This is a genomic window from Mesorhizobium sp. M7A.F.Ca.US.008.03.1.1 (genome assembly GCF_003997495.1).
Lineage (GTDB): Bacteria > Pseudomonadota > Alphaproteobacteria > Rhizobiales > Rhizobiaceae > Mesorhizobium.
Map to the genome: position 1 here is coordinate 23,139 of NZ_RZRU01000018.1, position 20,097 is coordinate 43,235.

15 protein-coding genes are annotated in these 20,097 nt (G+C 64.4%); 6 read left to right on the top strand and 9 right to left on the bottom strand.

Going from position 1 to position 20,097, the window contains the following annotated elements; genetic code table 11:
* Nucleotides 1–20: 20 nt before the first annotated feature.
* Nucleotides 21–4,025 carry an AsmA family protein gene (locus EOA16_RS22845; protein ID WP_127260265.1) on the bottom strand — a complete coding sequence of 1,335 codons (4,005 nt, stop codon included), beginning with the start codon at nt 4,023–4,025 and terminating at the stop codon, nt 21–23.
* A 131-nt stretch (nt 4,026–4,156) separates the two neighbouring features.
* Here EOA16_RS22845 and EOA16_RS22850 point away from each other — a divergent pair, with 131 nt between their 5' ends.
* Nucleotides 4,157–5,131, top strand: coding sequence for a Dyp-type peroxidase (locus EOA16_RS22850; RefSeq protein ID WP_127260266.1), 975 nt, complete (start codon nt 4,157–4,159; stop codon nt 5,129–5,131).
* A gap of 125 nt (nt 5,132–5,256) precedes the next feature.
* Here EOA16_RS22850 and EOA16_RS22855 read toward each other — a convergent pair whose 3' ends face one another.
* Nucleotides 5,257–5,625, bottom strand: a complete 369-nt coding sequence (locus EOA16_RS22855) for an avidin/streptavidin family protein (protein ID WP_127260267.1) — start codon at nt 5,623–5,625, stop codon at nt 5,257–5,259.
* Nucleotides 5,626–5,792: 167 nt separating this feature from the next.
* Nucleotides 5,793–7,205, bottom strand: coding sequence for an FAD-linked oxidase C-terminal domain-containing protein (locus EOA16_RS22860; protein ID WP_127260268.1), 1,413 nt, complete (start codon nt 7,203–7,205; stop codon nt 5,793–5,795).
* A gap of 162 nt (nt 7,206–7,367) precedes the next feature.
* Between EOA16_RS22860 and EOA16_RS22865 the strand changes: the two genes are divergently transcribed.
* Together EOA16_RS22865 and EOA16_RS22870 are read left to right on the top strand one after the other, a co-directional pair.
* Nucleotides 7,368–7,847 carry a thioesterase family protein gene (locus tag EOA16_RS22865; RefSeq protein WP_127260269.1) on the top strand — a complete coding sequence of 160 codons (480 nt, stop codon included), beginning with the start codon at nt 7,368–7,370 and terminating at the stop codon, nt 7,845–7,847.
* A 235-nt stretch (nt 7,848–8,082) separates the two neighbouring features.
* Entirely contained in the window at nt 8,083–8,280 is a 198-nt protein-coding gene (locus tag EOA16_RS22870; protein ID WP_127260270.1) for a hypothetical protein, read from the top strand.
* Nucleotides 8,281–8,295: 15 nt separating this feature from the next.
* Here the strand turns inward: EOA16_RS22870 and EOA16_RS22875 are convergent, their stop codons facing one another.
* Nucleotides 8,296–8,775, bottom strand: a complete 480-nt coding sequence (locus tag EOA16_RS22875) for an Lrp/AsnC family transcriptional regulator (protein WP_127260271.1) — start codon at nt 8,773–8,775, stop codon at nt 8,296–8,298.
* Between the two features lie 89 nt (nt 8,776–8,864).
* Between EOA16_RS22875 and EOA16_RS22880 the strand changes: the two genes are divergently transcribed.
* Complete coding sequence (locus EOA16_RS22880) at nt 8,865–9,773, top strand: DMT family transporter (RefSeq protein WP_127260272.1); 909 nt, start codon at nt 8,865–8,867, stop codon at nt 9,771–9,773.
* Nucleotides 9,774–9,783: 10 nt separating this feature from the next.
* Here EOA16_RS22880 and EOA16_RS22885 read toward each other — a convergent pair whose 3' ends face one another.
* Nucleotides 9,784–10,671, bottom strand: a complete 888-nt coding sequence (locus EOA16_RS22885; protein WP_127260273.1) for a dienelactone hydrolase family protein — start codon at nt 10,669–10,671, stop codon at nt 9,784–9,786.
* A 435-nt stretch (nt 10,672–11,106) separates the two neighbouring features.
* On the opposite strand from EOA16_RS22885, the gene EOA16_RS22895 reads away from it, so the two are divergent.
* The gene (locus EOA16_RS22895; protein WP_127260274.1) at nt 11,107–11,541 is read left to right on the top strand and encodes a hypothetical protein; all 435 of its coding nucleotides are present in this window, start codon (nt 11,107–11,109) and stop codon (nt 11,539–11,541) included.
* Between the two features lie 138 nt (nt 11,542–11,679).
* On the opposite strand, the gene EOA16_RS22900 is transcribed toward EOA16_RS22895, so the two are convergent.
* On the bottom strand, nt 11,680–13,995 hold the full coding sequence (locus EOA16_RS22900) for a glucose/quinate/shikimate family membrane-bound PQQ-dependent dehydrogenase (protein WP_127260275.1): 2,316 nt from the start codon (nt 13,993–13,995) through the stop codon (nt 11,680–11,682).
* Between the two features lie 274 nt (nt 13,996–14,269).
* Between EOA16_RS22900 and EOA16_RS22905 the strand changes: the two genes are divergently transcribed.
* Nucleotides 14,270–16,939, top strand: coding sequence for a UvrD-helicase domain-containing protein (locus EOA16_RS22905; RefSeq protein WP_127260276.1), 2,670 nt, complete (start codon nt 14,270–14,272; stop codon nt 16,937–16,939).
* Nucleotides 16,940–17,053: 114 nt separating this feature from the next.
* On the opposite strand, the gene EOA16_RS22910 is transcribed toward EOA16_RS22905, so the two are convergent.
* The 3 genes from EOA16_RS22910 to EOA16_RS22920 all read right to left on the bottom strand — a co-directional run bounded on the left by EOA16_RS22910 (nt 17,054) and on the right by EOA16_RS22920 (nt 20,000).
* Nucleotides 17,054–18,103 (bottom strand): ABC transporter permease, encoded by a 1,050-nt coding sequence (locus EOA16_RS22910; RefSeq protein ID WP_127260277.1) that lies wholly within the window; start codon nt 18,101–18,103, stop codon nt 17,054–17,056.
* Nucleotides 18,100–18,897, bottom strand: coding sequence for an ATP-binding cassette domain-containing protein (locus tag EOA16_RS22915; protein WP_127260278.1), 798 nt, complete (start codon nt 18,895–18,897; stop codon nt 18,100–18,102). Before EOA16_RS22915 ends, EOA16_RS22910 begins: the two co-directional genes overlap by 4 nt.
* 89 nt (nt 18,898–18,986) lie before the next feature.
* Nucleotides 18,987–20,000, bottom strand: coding sequence for a substrate-binding domain-containing protein (locus tag EOA16_RS22920; RefSeq protein WP_127260279.1), 1,014 nt, complete (start codon nt 19,998–20,000; stop codon nt 18,987–18,989).
* Nucleotides 20,001–20,097 lie beyond the last annotated feature (97 nt).

A 20,097-nucleotide genomic window follows, 5' to 3' on the forward strand; every position in this document is an offset into this window, starting at 1 on the left:
GGGAAAATCCTCCCTACTCCCTACTGTAGCGACTTCAGCAGATTGTCAATCGTGAACGGATTGGACTTCGGCTTGGCCGGCGACGGATTGTCGTTGGCCTCCGGCAGCGGTGCCCGCTCCACCTTCGGAGCCTGCTGCGCGGCCTTGCGTTCAGCCTCGAGCTTTGCCTTTTCCTGCGAGGCGAGGCGCATCGCCTCTTCCGCCTTCCGCCGCTCCTGCTCGTCGGCCTGTGCCTTGGCCGCCTCGTCGGCCGCCTGCTGTTCGGCAGCGGCCTTGGCGTCCGCGTCCGCCTTGGCTTTCGCCTCCGCTTCGGCCTGAGTTTTGGCATCGGCTTCGGCTTTCGCCTGGGCCTCCGCTTCAGCCTTGGCCTTGGCGTCAGCCTCGGCTTTCAGTCGCGCCGCCTCCTCTTGCCTGCGCAATTCCTCGGCGGCCTTGTCCCGTTCGGTCTGCAGCGCCGCGTAATAGCGCACCTCGCGCCGCAGCCGCTGCTTTTCGAGCAACGCGGCCTGCATCGCCTCGACGCGCTGCTGTTCCTTTTCCAGCGCGCGCTGGGTCAGGAACTGTGCCAGCGGCTCGCTGTCGAACTCTCGTTTCACCGCGCCGAACGGGCCCTCGGCGGTGAAATTCACGACCGGCTCGGAGCCGACCAGCGCCTCGTCGCCAGGCCGATAGGTGATCGCACCCTTGGCCGACACCATGGCAGCGTTGAGATCCGCCGTGACGTCCGCGGACAAGGTCGCCGCCGGATTTTCCAGGCTGACCGGCGGCGCCCGCAGCGTGCCGCCGGCAACCGTGAAGGCTATATCGGTATCGCCAGCGGCAAAGCTGCCATCAGCGGCGATGTCAGGCGCGAAGCCGGCGGTCTTGGCCGCATCGATGTCACGCCCGATCGCATCCGCCTTGGCCAGGAACGCTGGAAACGCATCGGGATTGACGCCGGCGACCCGCAAGTTCTTCAGCGTCGCCGTACCGGAACCGGACAAGGCGGCGACCATCCCTTCAACCGATTTGCCGCTGCTTGACAGCGCCGTCGAGAAATCGCCGATGCCGCTGATGCCGGCATCCGGGAGCACGGTCGCCAGATCGGCGCCCGCCAGTTTCATCTGGCCAGTGAACAGCCCGGTGCCGTCATTGTTCTTCAGCTCGAACAGGCCGGTGAGCGCCCCACCAAGCAATTTCGCCTTGAGATCCGAAACGCGGATGCCTTCCTGGTCGAGCTTGAGCGAAAAAGCGGCGTCATAGGCCGTGGCGAACCGCCCAGCGGCAAGTGCTGCCGTGGTCAGGTCGAGGTCGGCGGTGAAAGGCAGGCTGGATTTCTGGCTGAACGGTGTCGCCGGCCACACGCCACCCTTGCCTGCCCCATCCTTGTCGGCCCCGTCCTTGTCAGCCCCGTCCTTGTCGGCCCCGTCCTTGTCGGCAAGAAAGGCGGAATCGCCGAACAGCGCCACCGCCATCGGATCGAGATCGAGTTCGTCGAGCACCAGCGCCCCGGCCAGATGCGGCACGCCGTCCTTGCCGTCGACCCCCTCCTTTACATCGATATTGACGTCGCCGGACACCGCCGCTTCGTTGATGGCACCGGTGAGCTCGTCCAGCACCAGCAGACCGTTGCCATAGTCACCCTGCGCGGCGAGCGACGTCGACATCCCCGCCCCCATGCCCGGCAGTCCGATGCCTGACGTCATCAGCCATGGCTCGATGTCGGCGGCGTCGAGGCTGAGCTTGCCCTTGGCGGCTAGGCCTTGCGGCGTGTCGGCGATCGTCCCTTCGAAACCGGCCTTGAAGTCATTGCCGGCAAGACTGAAATTGGTCGCCAGGCCGCCGCCAAACGTGCCCTTGGCCTGAATGTCGGTACTTGCCTCGCCCAGCATGCCAAGCGGCAGCGCCGGCAGGCCGTAGAGCGCCAGCAGCGCGGTGGCATCAGGGTTCTTGGCGTTGAAGGTCAGCGCCACCGGCGCTTCGAGAAGCCTGTCCACCGCCCCCTTCCCCGACAGCGACGCCGAAAAGGCCGAGCCGCCGGCCCTGCCTTGCCCGCTCACCGCAAGGCCCGTGGTGCCGTCGCCATTGTCGGCCGCACTCGCCACCAGGTCGATGCGCGCATCCTGGAACAGCTCGGGATAGGCAGCAGCACGGCTCGCCAGTCCCTTGAGCACGGCACTGTCGGGATAGTGCTGGGCGGCGACGTCGATCAGCGGCTTCAGGTCGACGGCAACCACCGACGCATCGAGCTTGCCGGTTGGGCTCGCCGGGAAATCCTTGATCCGGCCGGTAGCGCTGATCGAGGCGCCGGCCAGCCCGCCCACCGACAGCCGGTCGATTTCGAGCAGCCCGTCGCGCAGCCTGAGCGCCGTGTCGACCGTGTCGGCGGTCAGCCCTCCGGCGTTGACCGGCCCTGCCTTGATCTGGAAATCGAGGTCGCGGTCGGCAAAGCGATTGGCGCCCTTGTCGCTGACGAAGATCGAGGCGAAGGCCGCCAGCCCGTCGACATCGAGGTCATCGCCTTCGAGCCGCATCAGCACTGACGGCTTGGCATCGTCGGGCTGGCTGGAATCGATGCGGCCGGAAAACTTCGCCTTGCCCAGGATCAGTTCAAGATCGCTGAAGGCCTGGCGCTTCTGCGAGAGGTCGACTTTGGCCTTGAAGCCGGCGGCGGGCAAACGGCGGATCGCCTCGTCGACATCCTTCGACAGCCAGGCGGCAAAGCCGGAGGGTTGCGCCACGGCCAGCAGCAGCGAACCGTTGAAGCCGAAGTGACCCTCCAAATTGAGCACGAGCATGCCATCGGCTTCCAGCGTGGTGCGGCCGGGCAAGGTCGCGGCAAGCGATTTCACCGACCAGCCGCCATCGACCGGCTCGGCGGAAAGATGCACGTCGCGCACCGTGGTGTCGCCGACCACCACCGCCGGCAGCTTGACCTCGACAGTGCCGGGAATGGTCGGCTTCGGCATATCGAGCAGCGCCTGCTCAAATGCCGCGATGCGCTGATCCAGCGTCACGCCGGCGCCGGCCTCGGCGCCCACCGCCTCGTCGAACTGCACCTGCGCGCCATTGGCCTCGATGGCGAAACTCGGTTTCAGCCCGAGATCGACAGAAGCCTTGCCATCGGCGGTGTAGGGGTTGTCGAGCGGCCCGGTCTCGAAGCGGAACTCGTCGACGCCCAATTTCTGGTGGTCGAGCGAGAACTTGCCGTTCAGCCGAAAGCCCGGATCGGGCTTGCCGGCCGAGACCTTCACCGTCTCGCCATCGGTGCCGCGCAGCTCGGCGCTGTTCTGGTCGGCACCATTCTTGTCCGGATTTGAGATCTTGAACTGGCCGGAATAGACGGCAGCCCCATTGACGATGCCGGCATTGCCGTCGGTCTCGATGACCAGCGGATAGGCGTCCGGGTCGGCCTTCAGCCGCAGCCGCATCTGCCCGGTACCTTCCGCCTTGCCGGTGGACGCCGCGACCGTGGTGCGCAACCCGTCCAGCCGCAGCGTGCCGTCCATGCGCCACGGGCCGGCCAGCGATTTCGCCGAGATGGTCGAATTGATCTCGGAAAACAGATGACTGCGCCCGCCTGCGGCATGGCGCAGTTCGATCTGCCCTTCCGTCACCGTCAGCTTCTCTATCGAGATCTGGTTGAGGTCGAAGGGCGAGGACGGCCGCATCGCCCAGTCGACGGTGCCGTCATTGGCGATATCGATGGTCGCTTTCGGCCGCACCAGCCGCATATCGAAGATCAGCACTTCGCCGCGCAGGAAGGGCGCCAGTTCCGCATCCATCGAAAACGTCTCGACGGTCATGGCTGGCTGGCCATTGGGGCCACCGGCGACCGCGACATTCGAGAAAGTCACCGAAGGGAACGGCAACAGCCTTGCCGTGGCGTCGCCCTGCACCGTCACCTTGCGGCCGAGAATGGCGCTCGCCTCGCGCTCGAATTGGGCTCGGTAGCCTGTCCAGTCGACAAAATACGGCACCACCAGCGCCGCACACAGCACCAGCACAAAAAGGCCACCAAAGATCACGAACAGGCGTGCGAGCATCAGCTCCGAACGGGTTGATTGAAATTCTGCCGCACTCTACCCGCATCCGCGTGTCGATAAAGAGGCAATTCATCCAGTGTTGCGCGATGTCGGATGATCTGAAACAAATCCCGGCGAAGCGGAGAATTCGAATGTCTGGGAAGAACTGGGACCGCGTGCCGATCGATGCGCAGAGCGTCGATGCTCCATTGTCGTTGTCGGCGGTCTTTCTCGTTGTCACCGTCGCCAGCGATGAGAGCGCGCTAGCCAAGGTCGCCTCGGTGCTTGGTGGACTCGACGATCTCGTCAAGACCGTAGGATTCCGCGACCTTTCCGGGCGACTGTCGTGTATTGCCGGCATCGGCCGCGATCTCTGGGATCGTCTCTCTCCAGACCGGCGGCCGCTGGAACTGAAACCGTTCGCGCCGATCAAGGGAGCCGTTCATTCGGCGCCTTCGACCGCCGGCGATCTCCTCTTCCACATCCGCTCCGAACGTCCCGATATGTGCTTCGAGTTTGAGCGCATCCTGCTCGACAATCTCGGAGACGCCGTGAGCGTCGTCGACGAGGTTTCCGGCTTTCGCTATTTCGATGCCCGCGACCTGCTCGGCTTCGTCGACGGCACCGCCAACCCGACCGGCCTCGATCTGCCGGCCTCGGCACTCGTCGGCGATGAAGATGCCGATTTCGCCGGCGGCAGCTACGTCGTCATCCAGAAATATCTGCACGACATGCAGGCCTGGGCGCGCATTCCGACGCCCGAGCAGGAAGCGATCATCGGCCGCACCAAGATCGACAACATCGAAATCGACGATGACGACGCACCGCGCAAGTCGCACAAATCGCTGGCAACCATCGAGGATGCCGATGGCAACGAGTACGACATATTGCGCGACAACATGCCGTTCGGCAGGCCCGGACAGAACGAGTTCGGCACCTACTTCATCGGCTATTCCAGATATCTCTGGGTGATCGAGAAGATGCTGCAGCGCATGTATATCGGCGAGCCACCGGGCGCCTACGACCGGCTGCTCGACTTCTCGACGCCGCACACCGGCACGACGTTCTTCGCGCCAACCCGCCCCATGCTGCAGGCGCTTGTTCAGGACGCGCAGGAGAAGCGCTAACGCTCCGGATTTACTTCCGCTTTGGGCGCATGCGGACACAGTCGACACCCGCTGCTGCCCCTACTGCGATAACCAGAGCGGCGTCGTGCGAAGCCAAATGGGATTAGCTTCGCTGGCCATTGAGACTAGCTTCTTTGGAACGTGTCCGCGCTGGTCGACATCGAACGCCACCAATTCAGTTTTTCGATTTTCGCAGGTTGGCCCTCGCCGCTGGCCTTCATCGCCGCATCCGAGACGACAAACCACAACGTCTCCATTTTTCCCTCCCGAAGGAGGCCGGCATAAGAAACGATTGCATCACCGACTGGCGTTTTCCCGCCGCCGGCAAAGCTAACGCAATCACCACGGTGGACTCCCAGAATTGGAATTTCTTGTCCGTGGAAACCGCTGTCCGTCAGCGCAGTCCGAAACAATCCGGATATGCGATTGTCCGCGTCATCGGTGATTTCGACAATGGACCCGTATTGATTCTTCCAGACGCCTTTCCAGTTCATGGGCGACCGCTCCACTTTGACGATGTTCCGTTGGTTGCCGCAACGTGAAAGCGATCAATCGGTTCCGAAGGTGGCGGACCGTTTCAGACCTCGCAGTGCGGCCGATCTCGGTTCCAATCGTGGCTCGGTCGATGAGTCGTATGTGAGCCTTGCGTACGAGGACCCGCCTAGTTTCCCGGCAATATCTTGCCCGGATTCATAATGTTTTGCGGATCCAGCGCCTGCTTGATCGTGCGCATGATGTCGACGCCGTGGCCGAGTTCGTGGCGCAGGAAGCCGATCTTGCCCTGGCCGATGCCGTGCTCGCCGGTGCAGGTGCCGTCCATGGCGATCGCCCGCATGTTGAGCCGCGCGACGAACTTTTCCGACAGCGCGATCTCCTTGGGATCGTTCACATCCATCAGCACCAGCACGTGAAAATTGCCGTCGCCGGCATGGCCGACGATCGGCGCGATCAGAGCCATCTCGGCTATGTCGGCTTCGGTCTCCATCACGCATTCGGCGAAGCGCGAGATCGGCACGCAGACATCGGTCGACAGCCCCTTGGCGCCCGGCCGCAGCGTCAGCGATGACCAGTAGGCGTCGTGCCTGGCCTTCCACAGTTTCGTCCGTTCCTCGGCGACGCTGGTCCACAGGAACGGTCCGCCGCCATTCTCTTCCGCGATCATGCCGAAGGTCTCGGCCTGTTCGGCAACCCCGGCATCGCTGCCGTGGAACTCGACGAACAGGCACGGGCTCTCGGGATAATCGAGCTTCGAATAATTCTTCATCGCCCGCATCTGCAACGCGTTGACCAATTCGATGCGCGCCACCGGAATGCCCATCTGGATCGTCGCGATGACCGCGTTGCAGGCGGCCTCGACGCTTGGAAACGGGCAGACGCCGCCGGAGATCGCCTGCGGGATGCCTTGCAGCTTCAAGGTCAGCGAGGTGATGATGCCGAGCGTGCCTTCCGAGCCGACCAGAAGCCGCGTCAGATCATAGCCGGCCGAGCTCTTTTTCGCGCGCTTGCCCGTCGTCACCGTTTCGCCGTCGGCCATCACCGCCGTCAGCGACAGCACGTTCTCGCGCATCGTGCCGTAGCGCACCGCATTGGTGCCGGACGCCCGCGTCGCCGCCATACCGCCGAGCGAGGCATTGGCGCCCGGATCGATCGGAAAGAACAGGCCGGTGTCGCGCAGATGCCGGTTAAGGTCCTCGCGGGTGACGCCGGGCTCGACCGTGCAGTCGAGATCTTGCGGATTGACCGCCAGGATGCGGTTCATCCGCGAGGTGTCGACCGAGATGCCGCCGCCCGGAGCGTTGGTGTGGCCTTCCAGCGAGGAGCCGACGCCGAAGGCGATCACCGGCACGCGGTGCGCGGCACAGGCCCGCACGATCTCCTGCACCTCGGCGGTCGTCTCGGGAAAGGCGACGCCGTCCGGCGCCTGCGTCGGAATATAGGTGGTGGTGTGGGCGTGCTGCGAGCGGATAGCCTGGCCGGTCTGAAAACGCTCGCCAAGCTGTTGCTTGAGGATGCCGAGCACGGCGGCGATGCCTTCCTCGTTGCGTTCGACCAGGTTGAGGTCGCTCAGAGCCATGAATTCCTCCGCGAATGGACCAGCGTCCACGCTTGTTATGCAGCTATGGGTGCCTAAAGCAATTCCAGGAAAAGTGTGAAGCGGTTTTCCGTCCGGAATTGCGTCAGAATGAAAAACACTCCGGAGCCACGCTCTGTCCACCGCCAGAACAAGGAAGTTTCGATGCTCATCCCCACTCCCTTCGTCTCAAAACCCATGGACATCGAGAAGGACTGGATCGATTACAACGGTCATCTCAACATGGCCTATTACAACGTGCTGTTCGACCGCTGCTCGGACGACGCCTTCGAGGCAATGGGCATGGGACCGAACTATGCCAGGGATCGCCGCCTCACCATCTACACGGCCGAAGTCCATGTCTGCTACGTGCAGGAACTGCACCTTGAGCATCAGGTCACGGTCTCCTTCCAGCTTATCGACCACGACGACAAGCGGCTGCGGGCCTATCAGGAAATCCGCCATGTCGACGGCTGGCTGGCCGCGACTTCCGAATCGCTGTCGCTGCATGTCGACATGTCCGGGCCGAAGGTGGCGCCCTTCCCCGCCGATGTGCTGACCAGGGTCGAAGCCATGCGCGCCGCCCATTCCGCACTGCCGATGCCGGAACGAGCCGGCCGCTCGATCGGCATCAAACGCAAATAGGGCGAAGCCGACAAATCTCGTTCCCGGCTTCAAAGCCACACCGGCAATCTAAAATCGCAGACCCCTCCCATCGGCCGGCGGCGGCGCTTGAAGCGGCGCGGCGCCCACGTTAACCTTACCAAGGTTTTAACGGGAACAAGCCATTTGGGCCGTTGCGCGACTCAGCAGGTCGGTCGAAAACGATCCGCATCGAGGTAGCGACACGGGCGGCGCGGCGCCGGTTCGAGGAAAGTGCATGAAAACCGACATCAAGGTCGAGGTGGACAGGCTGGCTGCCGATCCGCGCCTCACCGACTACGATTTCTGGCGCTCGCTCAAGAACGTCAACAACGAGATCTTCCACATCGCCAACAACAACGAGCCGATCCCGTTCGACATGATCCGCTGGCGCGCCATCCTGAAACAGGCGCGCATGAAGCGCGGCCACGCTTAGGTCCTCTCCCTGTAGTCAAGCCTGGCGCCTCAACGCCGCCAGGGCCGAGCGTGCCACCACCGGCGACGACTGGATGATGGCCGTGCTCGTCATCGCGTAGGGGATGATCCGGTCGATCACCCGCTCGAGTTCAGCCACCGAGCCGACATGCGCCAGCGCGATGAAACAATCCTCTCCGGTCACACGGTCGCATTGCACGATCTCCGGCAGTTCGCGGATGATCTCGGCCACGACGGCCAGTTGCCCCGGCACCGGCCGGATGCGCAGCCATGCCGACAGCGGCAGGCCGAGTGCCGCCGGGTTGATCCTGACCGAATAGGCCTGGATGACGCCACTTTCCTGCAGCCGCTTGATGCGCTCTGCCACGCTCGGCGCCGACAGGCCGACCGAGCGTGCCAGCTCCGCCGTGCTGGTGCGCGCGTCCTTTTCCAGCAGGCGCAGGATCTTCATGTCCGCGGCATCGAGGTCAGCGATGTCAGTTCGAAGGCGTTTCATGGAAAGCTCCTTGCTTCCGGGACAGAGATAGCCGACGGAGCCAATCATCACCCATATAAACAGGCAAATCCGCCTGCGATACTGATCCGATGGATGATCAAACGCAAGCTCTCGCGGCGACCCCTGCCCTCGGCAACTCCACCCTCGGCAGGCTGACGGAAAAACTGCCGCCGCATGTCTGGTTCGGCGTCAGCGCCGTCTTCCACTATCTCGGGCCGGCATTCGCCGTGCTGCTTTTCCCGCATGTCGGCGTGCTCGGCATGGCGTGGCTGCGCATCGCCACGGCAGCACTCGTCTTCGCACCGCTGACCCGTCCATGGCGCAGCTTCGCCCCCGCCGATCGCTCGACGCGGCTGCTGTTGCTGGCCTTCGGCGCCTGTCTGGCGGTGATGAACTGTTCGTTCTACCTGGCGCTCGACCGCCTGCCGATCTCGCTGGTGGCGGCGATCGAATTCGTCGGCACCATCGGCGTCGCGGTGGTCGGCCTCAGGAGCCCGCGCAATCTTGCCGCCCTTGCCGTCGCCGTGACCGGCACCTTGCTGCTCATCGACGTCAGATGGTCCGATGATCCCATCGGGCTGTTCTGGGCTTTCCTCAACGGCGCGCTGTTTGTCGGCTACATCGTGCTCGGCCACCGCGTCGCCGCTTCAGGTGCAGGCGGAGGCATCGCCGGCCTGGGTGCAGCCATGGCGATCGCTTTCATCGTCGTTCTGCCGATCGGCCTCACCGACGCCCTGCCCGCCTTTTTCTCACCATTGCTGCTGCTCGCCGCCATCGGCGTCGGCATCTGTTCTTCGGTCATTCCTTACATCTGCGACCAGCTCGCCATGTCGCGGCTGCCGCGCGCGAGCTTCGCGCTGATGCTGTCGCTGCTGCCGGTCACCGCAACACTGATCGGCGTCATCGTGCTGCATCAGATTCCGAGTTTTAACGATTGCCTCGGCATTGCGCTGGTGGTCGCCGGCGTCGCCTTCCACAAGCCGGCGAACACGGATTAGACGGAGGCCCCTAGGCCAATTTCTGCTTGAGGAAGGCGATCGTTCTGCCCCAGGCAAGGTCGGCCGCCTTCTTGTCGTAACGCGCTGCCGACGTGTCGTTGTTGAAGGCATGGTTGGCGCCCTCATAGACATAGACCGTGTATTCGACATGCGCGGCGTCGAGTTCCTTCTTGAAGGCGTCGATGCCGGCATTGATGCGCTCGTCCAGTCCGCCATAGTGCAGCAGCAAGGCCGCCTTGATCTTGGATACATCGGCGGCCTTCGGCTGCATGCCGTAATAGGCAACGCCGGCACTGAGATCGGGCGCGTTGACGGCCAGCATGTTGACCGTGCCGCCACCCCAGCAGAAGCCGATAGCGCCGACCTTGCCGTTGCCGTCCTTGTCGCTCTTGAGGAAAGCGACGGTCGCAACACCGTCGGCGATGGTCTGCGCCGGATCGAGCTTGGCGAACATGTCGCGCGCCTTGTCTTCGTCGGCTGGCGTGCCGCCGAGCGGCGACAGGAAATCCGGCGCCAGCGCCACGAACCCTTCCAGCGCCACGCGCCGCGCCACATCGCGGATATGCGGGTTGAGCCCCCTGTTCTCATGCACGACGATCACAGTACCGAGCTTGCCCGCCTTGTCCGCCGGCTTGACCAGATAGCCCTTCATCTCGCCACTGCTGCCGGGATAGCTGATGTCCTCGCCCTTCACCCGCGGATCGTTGTCGGCGACAACGGCCGCTTGCGCCGAATTTGCCGCCAGAAGCGGCGCGATCGCGGCCGCCGCCGCACCCGATCCGGCAAGCCGGGTCAACTGCTCCATGAACCGGCGGCGATCGAGCGTCAGATGCGTGTATTCATCATAGGCATCGATCATCGCCTGGGTGATGGCGGGCTTGGCGTCGGGTTTCGTCATGGAAGAGTTCCTCTGCTTCGGGCTTCAATTCCCCAGCTACATAGGGACCAAGCCGGCATGATCCAGTCGAGCACTCATCGCGGCCGTCGATCGCTTCAGGGTGTAGGCAGCCAACCGCGCCCGGGCAGTAAGCCGGTGCCATGCGCGGCCGTGTCATCACTTTTTGGTCATTGGCGATAAATCCTGCTGGCGTTGCCACAATAGTGAGGGAAGGTGGCTATCGACGGTATCTTGGCCGCGTGCCTACACGTCAGACCCAGAAGGAAGCGATGACCATGACCATGCCTTCCCCGATCCTCGCCAGCGCGCTCGTCCTTGCGGCGACCGCCGCTTTGACCCTACGCGCGATGGTTCTGAATGCAGGCAGACGATCGTTGATCAGGGTCCGCACTGAGCGGAACCGCAACACGAAAACCCAGGGGTTGAGGTGACGCCATGAACGTCCAGGACATCGTCAACACCGTTTCGCAGAAGGCGGGCCTCGACCAGGCGACGACGGAGAAAGTCGTCGGCACCATCTTCTCGGTGCTCGAACACGAGGCGGAAGGCACAAGCGCCTCGGCGTTCTTCGCCAAGATCCCCGGCGCCGACGACCTCGCCCATCAATATGACGTCATGGCCGCCGCTCCGGCCGGCGGTGGCGGTTTTCTGTCGTCGTTGCAGGGCGCGCTTGGCGGCGTTCTCGGCGAGAAGGCCGGCGCGCTGATCAACGGCGTTGCCGCGCTCAAGGCATCCGGGCTCGACATGGCGCAAATCCAGAAGGCCGGCGCGACGCTGATCCAGCAGGCCGAAGCCGCCGCCGGCCCCGACCTGACCAACAAGGTGCTCGGCTCGGTGCCCAGCCTGAAGGGCCATCTGGGGATTGGCTGATCGACAACGGGTCGATCGGAAGATTTGCCGTCCCTCATCGCCCAGTCGGGCACTTTTCCCCGTCACTATACGGGGAAAAGATACCGGCACAGATGAGCGGCGGCGCGACCTCTGAAAGATCGCGTTACCCTGTCGCCCCTACTTCGGCAACGCGTAGGCCATCACATAATCCCCAGGCTTGGTGCCGACCGAACCGTGGCCGCCGGCGACGATGACCACGAACTGGCGGCCGTCGGCGACCGTATAGGTCATCGGCGTCGATTGCCCGCCGGCCGGCAGCCGCGCCTGCCACAGCTGCTTGCCCGACGTCAGGTCGTAGGCGCGCAGATAGTCGTCGACCGCCGCCCCCAGGAAGGCGACGCCGCCAGCCGTGATCATCGGCCCGCCGATGCCCGGCACCCCGACTTTCAGCGGCAGCGGCAGCGGCGTCATGTCGTAGACGGTGCCGTTGCGGTGCTTGTAGGCGATCTTGCCGGTCCTGAGGTCGGCGCCGGCGACATAGCCCCAGGGCGGCGCCTGGCAAGGAATGCCAAGCGGCGACAGGAACGGTCCCATCACCACCGCGTAGGGCGCGCCCTCGTTGCGGTTCAGCCCCTGCTCGCTGCCGCGCCCCTCATCCGGCGGCGGCACCTGATCGCGCGGGATCAACTGCGACTTGAACGCCAGGTAGGTCGGCATGCCGAACAGCACCTGCCGGACCGGATCGACGGCGACGCCACCCCAGTTGAAGGTGCCGAAATTGCCGGGGTAGATCAGCGAGCCCTGGACGGAAGGCGGCGTATAGCGCCCCTCATAGCGCAGGCCCTGGAATTCGATCCGGCAGGCCAACTGGTCGAACATGGTGAGGCCCCACATGTCGGCGCCGGTCAGCGGCTTCGGCATGAAGGTGAGATCGGAGACCGGCTGCGTCGGCGATGTGTGGTCGCCTTCGATCGCACCGCCGGGCGCCGGCACGTCGTTGACCGCAATGACCGGCTCGCCGGTGCGGCGGTCGAGCACATAGAGGTCGCCCTGCTTGGTCGGTCCGACCAGCGCCGGCACCACCGTGCCGTCGGGTTTGGTGATGTCGATCAGGCTCGGCTGCGCCGGCACGTCCATGTCCCAGAGATCGTGGTGCACGGTCTGCCGCACCCATCGCACCTGACCGGTGTTGAGGTCGAGCGCGGTGATCGACGACGAGAACTTCTCGACATTGGCGCTGCGCCCGGCGCCGAGCTGGTCCGGCGTCTGGTTGCCGAGCGGCACGTAGAGCAGGCCGAGCTTCTCGTCGGCGCTCGGCGTCGACCACATGTTGGGCGAGTTGGCGGTATAGGTCTGGCCGGCCGGCAGCGGCGTCGTCTGGTCCGGATTGCCGGAATCCCAGTTCCACACCAGCGCGCCGGTGGCAGCGTCGTAGGCGCGGATGACGCCGGACGGCTCCTGCGTCGAATAATTGTCGTTGACTGCGCCGCCGATGATGATCTTGCCGCCTGAGATCAGCGGTGCCGAGGTCGAGTAATAATAGCCCGACTTCGGATAGGGCATGTTGGTCAGAAGGTTCAGCGTGCCGCCCTCGGCGAAAGCCGGGCAGACCTGCCCGTTGGCGGCGTCGAGCGCGATCAGCCGCGCGTCCGAGGTCGGCAGGTAGACGCGGGTCGCACAGGGCTGCCCGGAGGCGCCGGCGGCATCGGCGTAATAGGCCACGCCGCGGCAGGTCTGGTGCTGGCGGTCCTTGTCGAGCTTGACCTTGGGATCGAAGCGCCATTTTTCCTTGCCGCTCGCGGCATCGATGGCGATGGCGAAATTATGCGGCGTGCAGATGTAGAGCGTGTCGCCGATCTTCAGCGGCGTCACCTGATAGGTGGTCTCGCCGACATCGTCCGGTCCCTTCACGTCGCCGGTCCGGTAGGTCCAGGCAGGCTGCAGCTTGGCGACATTGTCTGATGTGATCTGGTCGAGCGGCGAATAGCGCTGGCCGAACTGCGTGCGTCCGTAATAGTGCCATTCGCCGGCCGGCACATCATTGCCGAGATTGGCGTTGGCAACCACCTTATCGGTGCCGAGTTCGCCGGCAATGTCCTTCGGATCCGATGTCATCGAATAACCGGCGACGGCCAGTGATGCCAGCACGGCAAGGATCAGCGGCGCGCGTGCGTCAGGGCCGACAAGACCCCGCCTCGCCCACGGCGTCAGCAGCCACAAAGCGAGAAGCACGATGATGCCGCCGCGAGGCCCGAGTTCCCACCAGTCGAAGCCGGTTTCCCAGACCGCCCAGGCCAACGTGCCGAGGACGATCACCGCGTAGAGCCACAGTGCGGTGGACCGGCGCCGGTAGAGCAGCCAGGCGGCGATCAGGAAGGCAAGGCCGGCAACGACATAGTACCAGCTGCCGCCCAGCATCGCCAGGCGGATGCCGCCGCCGCCGAGTGCCAGGCCGATGAGGAAAAGAATGAGGGAGGTGATGGTGACAGCCAAGATGATACTCCTTCGACTGTTGCGCTTCGCGGCTTCGACTGTTGCGCTTCGCGGCGCGGCCATGGCAACCCGGCATTGCGTCGCTGCCCGAAGCACAACTTTCTCCTGACGGTCCCGCCTGTCAAGCACGGGCCTCAAACGCAAGCGGTAATGGTCCGTCACAATTGGGATAACATCGACCGCGGTGGGAGCGTGGGGCAGCAATCGGGCGCTTTAGCGGAACAAAACGTAGACAGTTCTGGTCTTTCCCCACCGAATCACTACATTCGGGGCAATGTCCGGCTTTTCCGAAGACATGCCCTTTTTCGACGAACCCAATGCGCGGCCCACGGCCCCGTCGGGCATCGCCGCGCGCGCCATGGCTGCCCGCAGCGGACACAACAACGCGCCCGACTATCTCAAGGGGCTGAACCCCGAGCAGCGGCTGGCGGTGGAAACCACCGAAGGCCCGGTTCTGGTGCTGGCCGGAGCCGGCACCGGCAAGACCCGCGTGCTCACCACCCGCATCGCTCACATCCTCGCCACCGGCAAGGCGTTCCCGTCGCAGATCCTCGCGGTGACCTTCACCAACAAGGCCGCGCGCGAGATGAAGATCCGCATTGGCGTGCTGATCGGCGAAGGCAATGTCGAGGGCATGCCCTGGCTCGGCACCTTCCACTCGATCGGCGTCAAGCTGCTGCGCCGCCACGCAGAACTTGCCGGCTTGAGATCCGACTTCACCATCCTCGACACCGACGACGTCGTGCGGCTGATCAAGCAGCTGATCCAGGCCGAAGGTCTGGACGACAAGCGCTGGCCGGCCAAGCAGTTCGCCCAGATGATCGACGGCTGGAAGAACAAGGGGCAAGGCCCGGCCGACATCGCCGAGGGCGATGCCCGCGCCTTCGCCAACGGCAAGGGCCGCGAACTCTACAAGGCCTATCAGGAGCGGCTGAAAACGCTGAACGCCTGCGATTTCGGCGACCTGCTCTGCCATCCGATCCGCATCTTCCGCGCCAATCCGGACGTGCTCAAGGAATACCACAAGCGCTTCAAATACATCCTCGTCGACGAGTACCAGGACACCAACACCGCCCAGTACATGTGGCTGCGCCTCCTGGCGCAACGGCCGGATGCAGGGCGCGCGTCAACGTCGAAGGATTTGCATTCGGCCGAAGGCCGCAAGCCCGACCGGGCGTCGGCCGGCCAGGCCGCCCCCGCGGAGGCCAGCGAGCGAAACGAGCGCGCGGCCGTGAGCGAAAACAAAGTCAACATCTGCTGCGTCGGCGACGACGACCAATCCATCTATGGCTGGCGCGGCGCGGAGATCGACAACATCCTGCGCTTCGACAAGGATTTTCCCGGCGCCACCATCATCCGGCTGGAGCGCAACTACCGCTCGACCGCGCACATCCTTGGCGCTGCCTCCCACCTCATCGCCCACAATGACGGCCGCTTCGGCAAGACGCTGTTCACGGACCGCAACGATCCCGAAGACGGCAAGGTGCATGTCCACGCCGCCTGGGATTCCGAGGAAGAAGCGCGCGCCGTCGGCGAGACCATCGAGACCTACCAGCGGCAAAAGCACAATCTCAACGACATGGCGATCCTGGTCCGTGCCTCGTTCCAGATGCGCGAGTTCGAGGACCGTTTCGTCACGCTCGGCCTTAACTACCGCGTCATCGGCGGCCCGCGCTTCTACGAGCGCATGGAAATCCGCGATGCGCTGGCCTTTTTCCGCGTCGTCGCGCAAGGCGCCGACGACCTCGCCTTCGAACGCATTGTCAATGTGCCCAAGCGCGGGCTGGGCGAAGCCACCATCCGGCAGATCCACGACACCGCGCGTGCGCTGCGCATCCCGATGCTGGAAGCCGCCGCCAAGCTGGCCGAAAGCGACGAACTGAAGCCGAAGCCGCGCGCGGCCTTGCGTGAAGTGGCGGCCAATTTCGAGCGCTGGCAGAAGGCGCTGGAAACCACGCCCCACACCGAACTCGCCGAGACCATTCTCGAAGAGAGCGGCTACACCGACATGTGGAAGAACGACCGCTCGGTCGAAGCCCCCGGCCGGCTGGAGAACCTGAAAGAGCTGATCCGCTCGATGGAGGAGTATGAATCGCTGCGCTCCTTCCTCGAGCATGTCGCACTGGTCATGGATGCCGAGCAGAATGCCGGCCTCGACGCCGTCAGCATCATGACGCTGCATTCGGCCAAGGGCCTGGAATTCGAAACCGTCTTCCTGCCCGGCTGGGAGGAAGGCTTGTTCCCGCATCAGCGCGCGCTCGATGAAGGCGGCCGCTCCGGGCTGGAGGAAGAGCGCCGCCTTGCCTATGTCGGCCTGACCCGCGCCAAGAAGAACCTGCATCTGTGGTTCGTCTCCAACCGCCGCATCCACGGCCTGTGGCAGTCGACCATCCCGTCACGCTTCCTCGACGAATTGCCCGAAGCCCATGTCGAGGTCGCCGAAAGCGGCAACTCCTACGGCGGCTACGGCAATTCCTATGGCGGCGGTTCGTTTGCCTCCGGCCGCGGCGGCCAGGGCGCAGGACGGCAGAACCCCTATGGCGCCTCCCGCTTCGACAATGTCGGCGCCGACACCGAAAAATCCGGCGCCTTCTCGAACACCTATGCGACACCGGGCTGGCAGCGCGCGCAGGCCAACCGCACCGAGGCGACCGACCGCAACTGGGGCTCGCGCTCCGGCCATCAGGTCGAGCGCATCGGCTATGGCGAAACCGACAGCGGCTACGGCGCCGGCCGCACCTCCGTCAAGGGCCGCACGATCGACGGCGAACTGGTCGCCAAATCCGTCTCCGACACGCCATCGGCTTTCAGCGTCGGCGACCGCGTCTTCCATCAGAAATTCGGTAACGGCAACATTTCCGCCATCGAAGGCAACAAGCTGACCATCGACTTCGACAAGGCCGGCCAGAAACGCGTGCTGGACGGGTTTGTCGCGGCGGTGTGAGGATTGCGTCACCTTCGTCATCCACGGGCGAAGCAAGGAGCTCAGCTCCGTCGCGGAGACCCGTGGATGACGAAACGATGGGCGTCCGCGCCAATCGGTCCGCCAACGAAACCCTCACCTGTACCTTGCCTGGTTCCACTTGTGCCCCAGCAGCGACAGGATGATGATCAGGCCGTTGAAGAACTGCACGTAGAAGCCGCTCAGGCCCGCCGCGACGACGCCGGTCTGGATGAAGGACACGGTGACCGCGCCGATGGCGCCGCCGACGACGGTGCCGATGCCGCCCCAGGTCGGCGTGCCGCCGACGAACACCGAGGCCAGCACCGGCAGGAGATAACCGTCGCCGGCCGTCGGCCACCAGGTGAAGTTGATCATCACCGAGAAGGTGCCGGCGATCGCAGCCCCGATGCCGACGAAGACGAACACTTTCACCCGCACGCGCTTGACGTCGATGCCCATCTGCTGGGCGCTGTCGGGATTGTCGCCGACGACCCTCACCTGCGCGCCGAAGCGATGCCTGTTATAGAGCATCGCCGACAGCACGACGAAGCCGATGGCCCAGAATATCTGCACCGGAATGCCCAGGACCTGGCTTGAGAAGATCGTGTAGGCCCAGCTGTCGCTGAGGCTGGTCAGCGCCATCGACTTGCCTTCGTTGATGATCTGGATCAGGCCACGCAGCAGGAAATTCATGCCGAGCGTGGCGATCAGCGACGACAGCCCGCCATAGACGACCAGCGAGCCTACCAGGAAGCCGAGCAGCATGCCGGTGACGAGTGCCGCGGCGATGCCGAGAAACGGATCGTAGCCGGCCTGCACGACCAGCGCGAAGACCCATGAGGCAAAACCCATTGTTGCCGGAAACGACAGGTCGATCTCACCGCAGGTGACGACGAAGACCAACGGCACCACCACGAACAGCGCAACGGGGAGCGTCGTCAGCACCGAGCGGTAGAGATACCAGGTGGTGAAGACGGTCGGGTTGGCGATCATGAACACCGCCATCATGACGATGAACACGGCGAGCGTGCCGAGCGCGGCACGATTGTCGAGGATGAAACCGCGCATCCAGTGATCGGATGGATGTTTCCACTCTTTCTGGGCACTGGGGCGGGGAATGCCGGCGGACGGCTCGTGCAGGTCGGGCTCCATGGTCTTGCTCATCGTGCTCTCTGCTCCGCGTCACCGGCATCGTGCAGCCCGGCCAACCCGCCGGGATGCGCGACCTCTTCCATGAAGTTGATGAGATCTTCGGCCGACTTGACCTCGCTGCGGTCGGTCGTCAGTGCGACCTTGCCACGGTCGAGCACGACGAAGCGATCGGCGATGTCGAAGACATGATGGATGTTGTGGCCGATGAACAGGATCGAGCGGCCGCTCGCCCGCACCTGGCGCACGAAATGGAACACCTTGGCGGTTTCGGTCAGCGACAGCGCCGTCGTCGGTTCGTCGAGGACGATCAGCTCCGCTTGCTTGTAGATGGCGCGGGCGATCGCCACGCCCTGGCGTTCGCCGCCCGAAAGCTGGCCGACGATCGACTGCGGCGTGAAAACTTTCGAGGTGAAGCCGATCTCGCGCATCAGCCGGCTTGCCTCCTCGATCTCATTGTTGACCCTGAGAAAGCCCATGAAGCCGGTCAGCTCGCGGCCCATGAAGATGTTGCGAACGATGGTCTGCTGCACGGCCAGCGCCCGGTCCTGGAAAACCGTCTCGATGCCGGCCTCGCGGGAACGCGCGGCGCTCCATCCGGTCACCGGCTTGCCGCGCACGAGGATTTCGCCGCTGGTCGGCTTGACCACGCCGGACAGGATCTTGATCAGCGTCGACTTGCCGGCGCCATTGTCGCCGAGCAGGCCGACGACCTCGCCGCGGTCGACGCTGAGATTGACCCCGCCCAGTGCATAGACCTGGCCATAGGATTTGCTGATGTCGCGCAGTTCGATGAGGCGTTCTGCCATCGGATCCTCGCTTTGATTGTCTCTTGCCGGCTTCGTCGCCGGCGGTCCCGCCGGCCGGGGCCTGAGATCCCGGCCGGCGGCTTGGGAGGTCAGCGCAGCGCCTGCTTGGCGAGCTCGGCAACGATCTCGTAATTTTCGGGCGTGACGAAACCGGCGCCGGTGTCGACATTCATCGGCGCCAGCCCCAGCACAACCTGCTGGCAGAGGCTGAGGATCGGCAGATAGCCCTGCAGGAACGGCTGCTGGTCGGCGGTCAATTGCACCCAGCCGCCCTTGAAGCCCTCGACGATCTGCGGGCTAGTGTCGAAGCCGAAGTTGAAGATCTCGCCCGCCTTGCGTCCGGCCGCCTGCATGTAGGTCGAGACATTGCCGAGCATCTGCCCGCCGGGATAGCCGACCGCCTTGACGTCGGGATTGTTGAGCAGCGCCGCGGTGATCACCGGAATGGCCAGATTGGGGTCGGACGCCCATTCGCCGCTCGGCGGTGAGGACAACTGGATGACCTCGACGCCGGCTTCCTTGAGCGCTGCCACCGTGCCGCGCTCGCGCGCGCCGCGACTTTCGTTTTCGAACGGACCGATCATGATCGCCTTGTCGCCGGCCTTCAGCTTGCCCAGCTTGAACGCCTCGGCGCCGAGCGCGCGGCCCTGCTGTTCCTGCTGGGCGCCGACATAGCCTCCGCCGAATGCCGCCATCACCTTCGGCACCGGCACGTTCTGATACATCATCTTGATGCCGTCCTTGTGCGCCTGTTCGGCGAGCGGCATGATCGACGCGTCGCCCGGATGGCCCATCATGGCGATGCCGTTGGGCTTGACCGCGACGGCCTCGCGCAGTTGCTGCACCATCTTTTCGATGTCCCACTGGGAGAAGATGTAGTCGACCTTCGGCCCGAGATCGTCCTCTGCCTGCTTGGCGCCATTGTAGACGATGGTGCCGAAAGCGTCGCCCTCGGCGCCGCCGACGAAGAAGCGGATGTGGACGTCCTTGCACCATTTGGCGTCGAGCGCCTGCGCGGGCAAGGTGGAGATCGCAGCGGCAAGCACAGTGGCGGCGGCCACCACGGTCGAGCGCAGAATTGTCCTTCTCATCGTCATGCTCATGCACTTATCCTCCCTTTTTGTCCTCGCAAGCGAGGGGTTTCGACATTCGCTTCGGCAATGTGCGTTGCAGACATCCCGGCCGGCTCCTCCCGCCGGC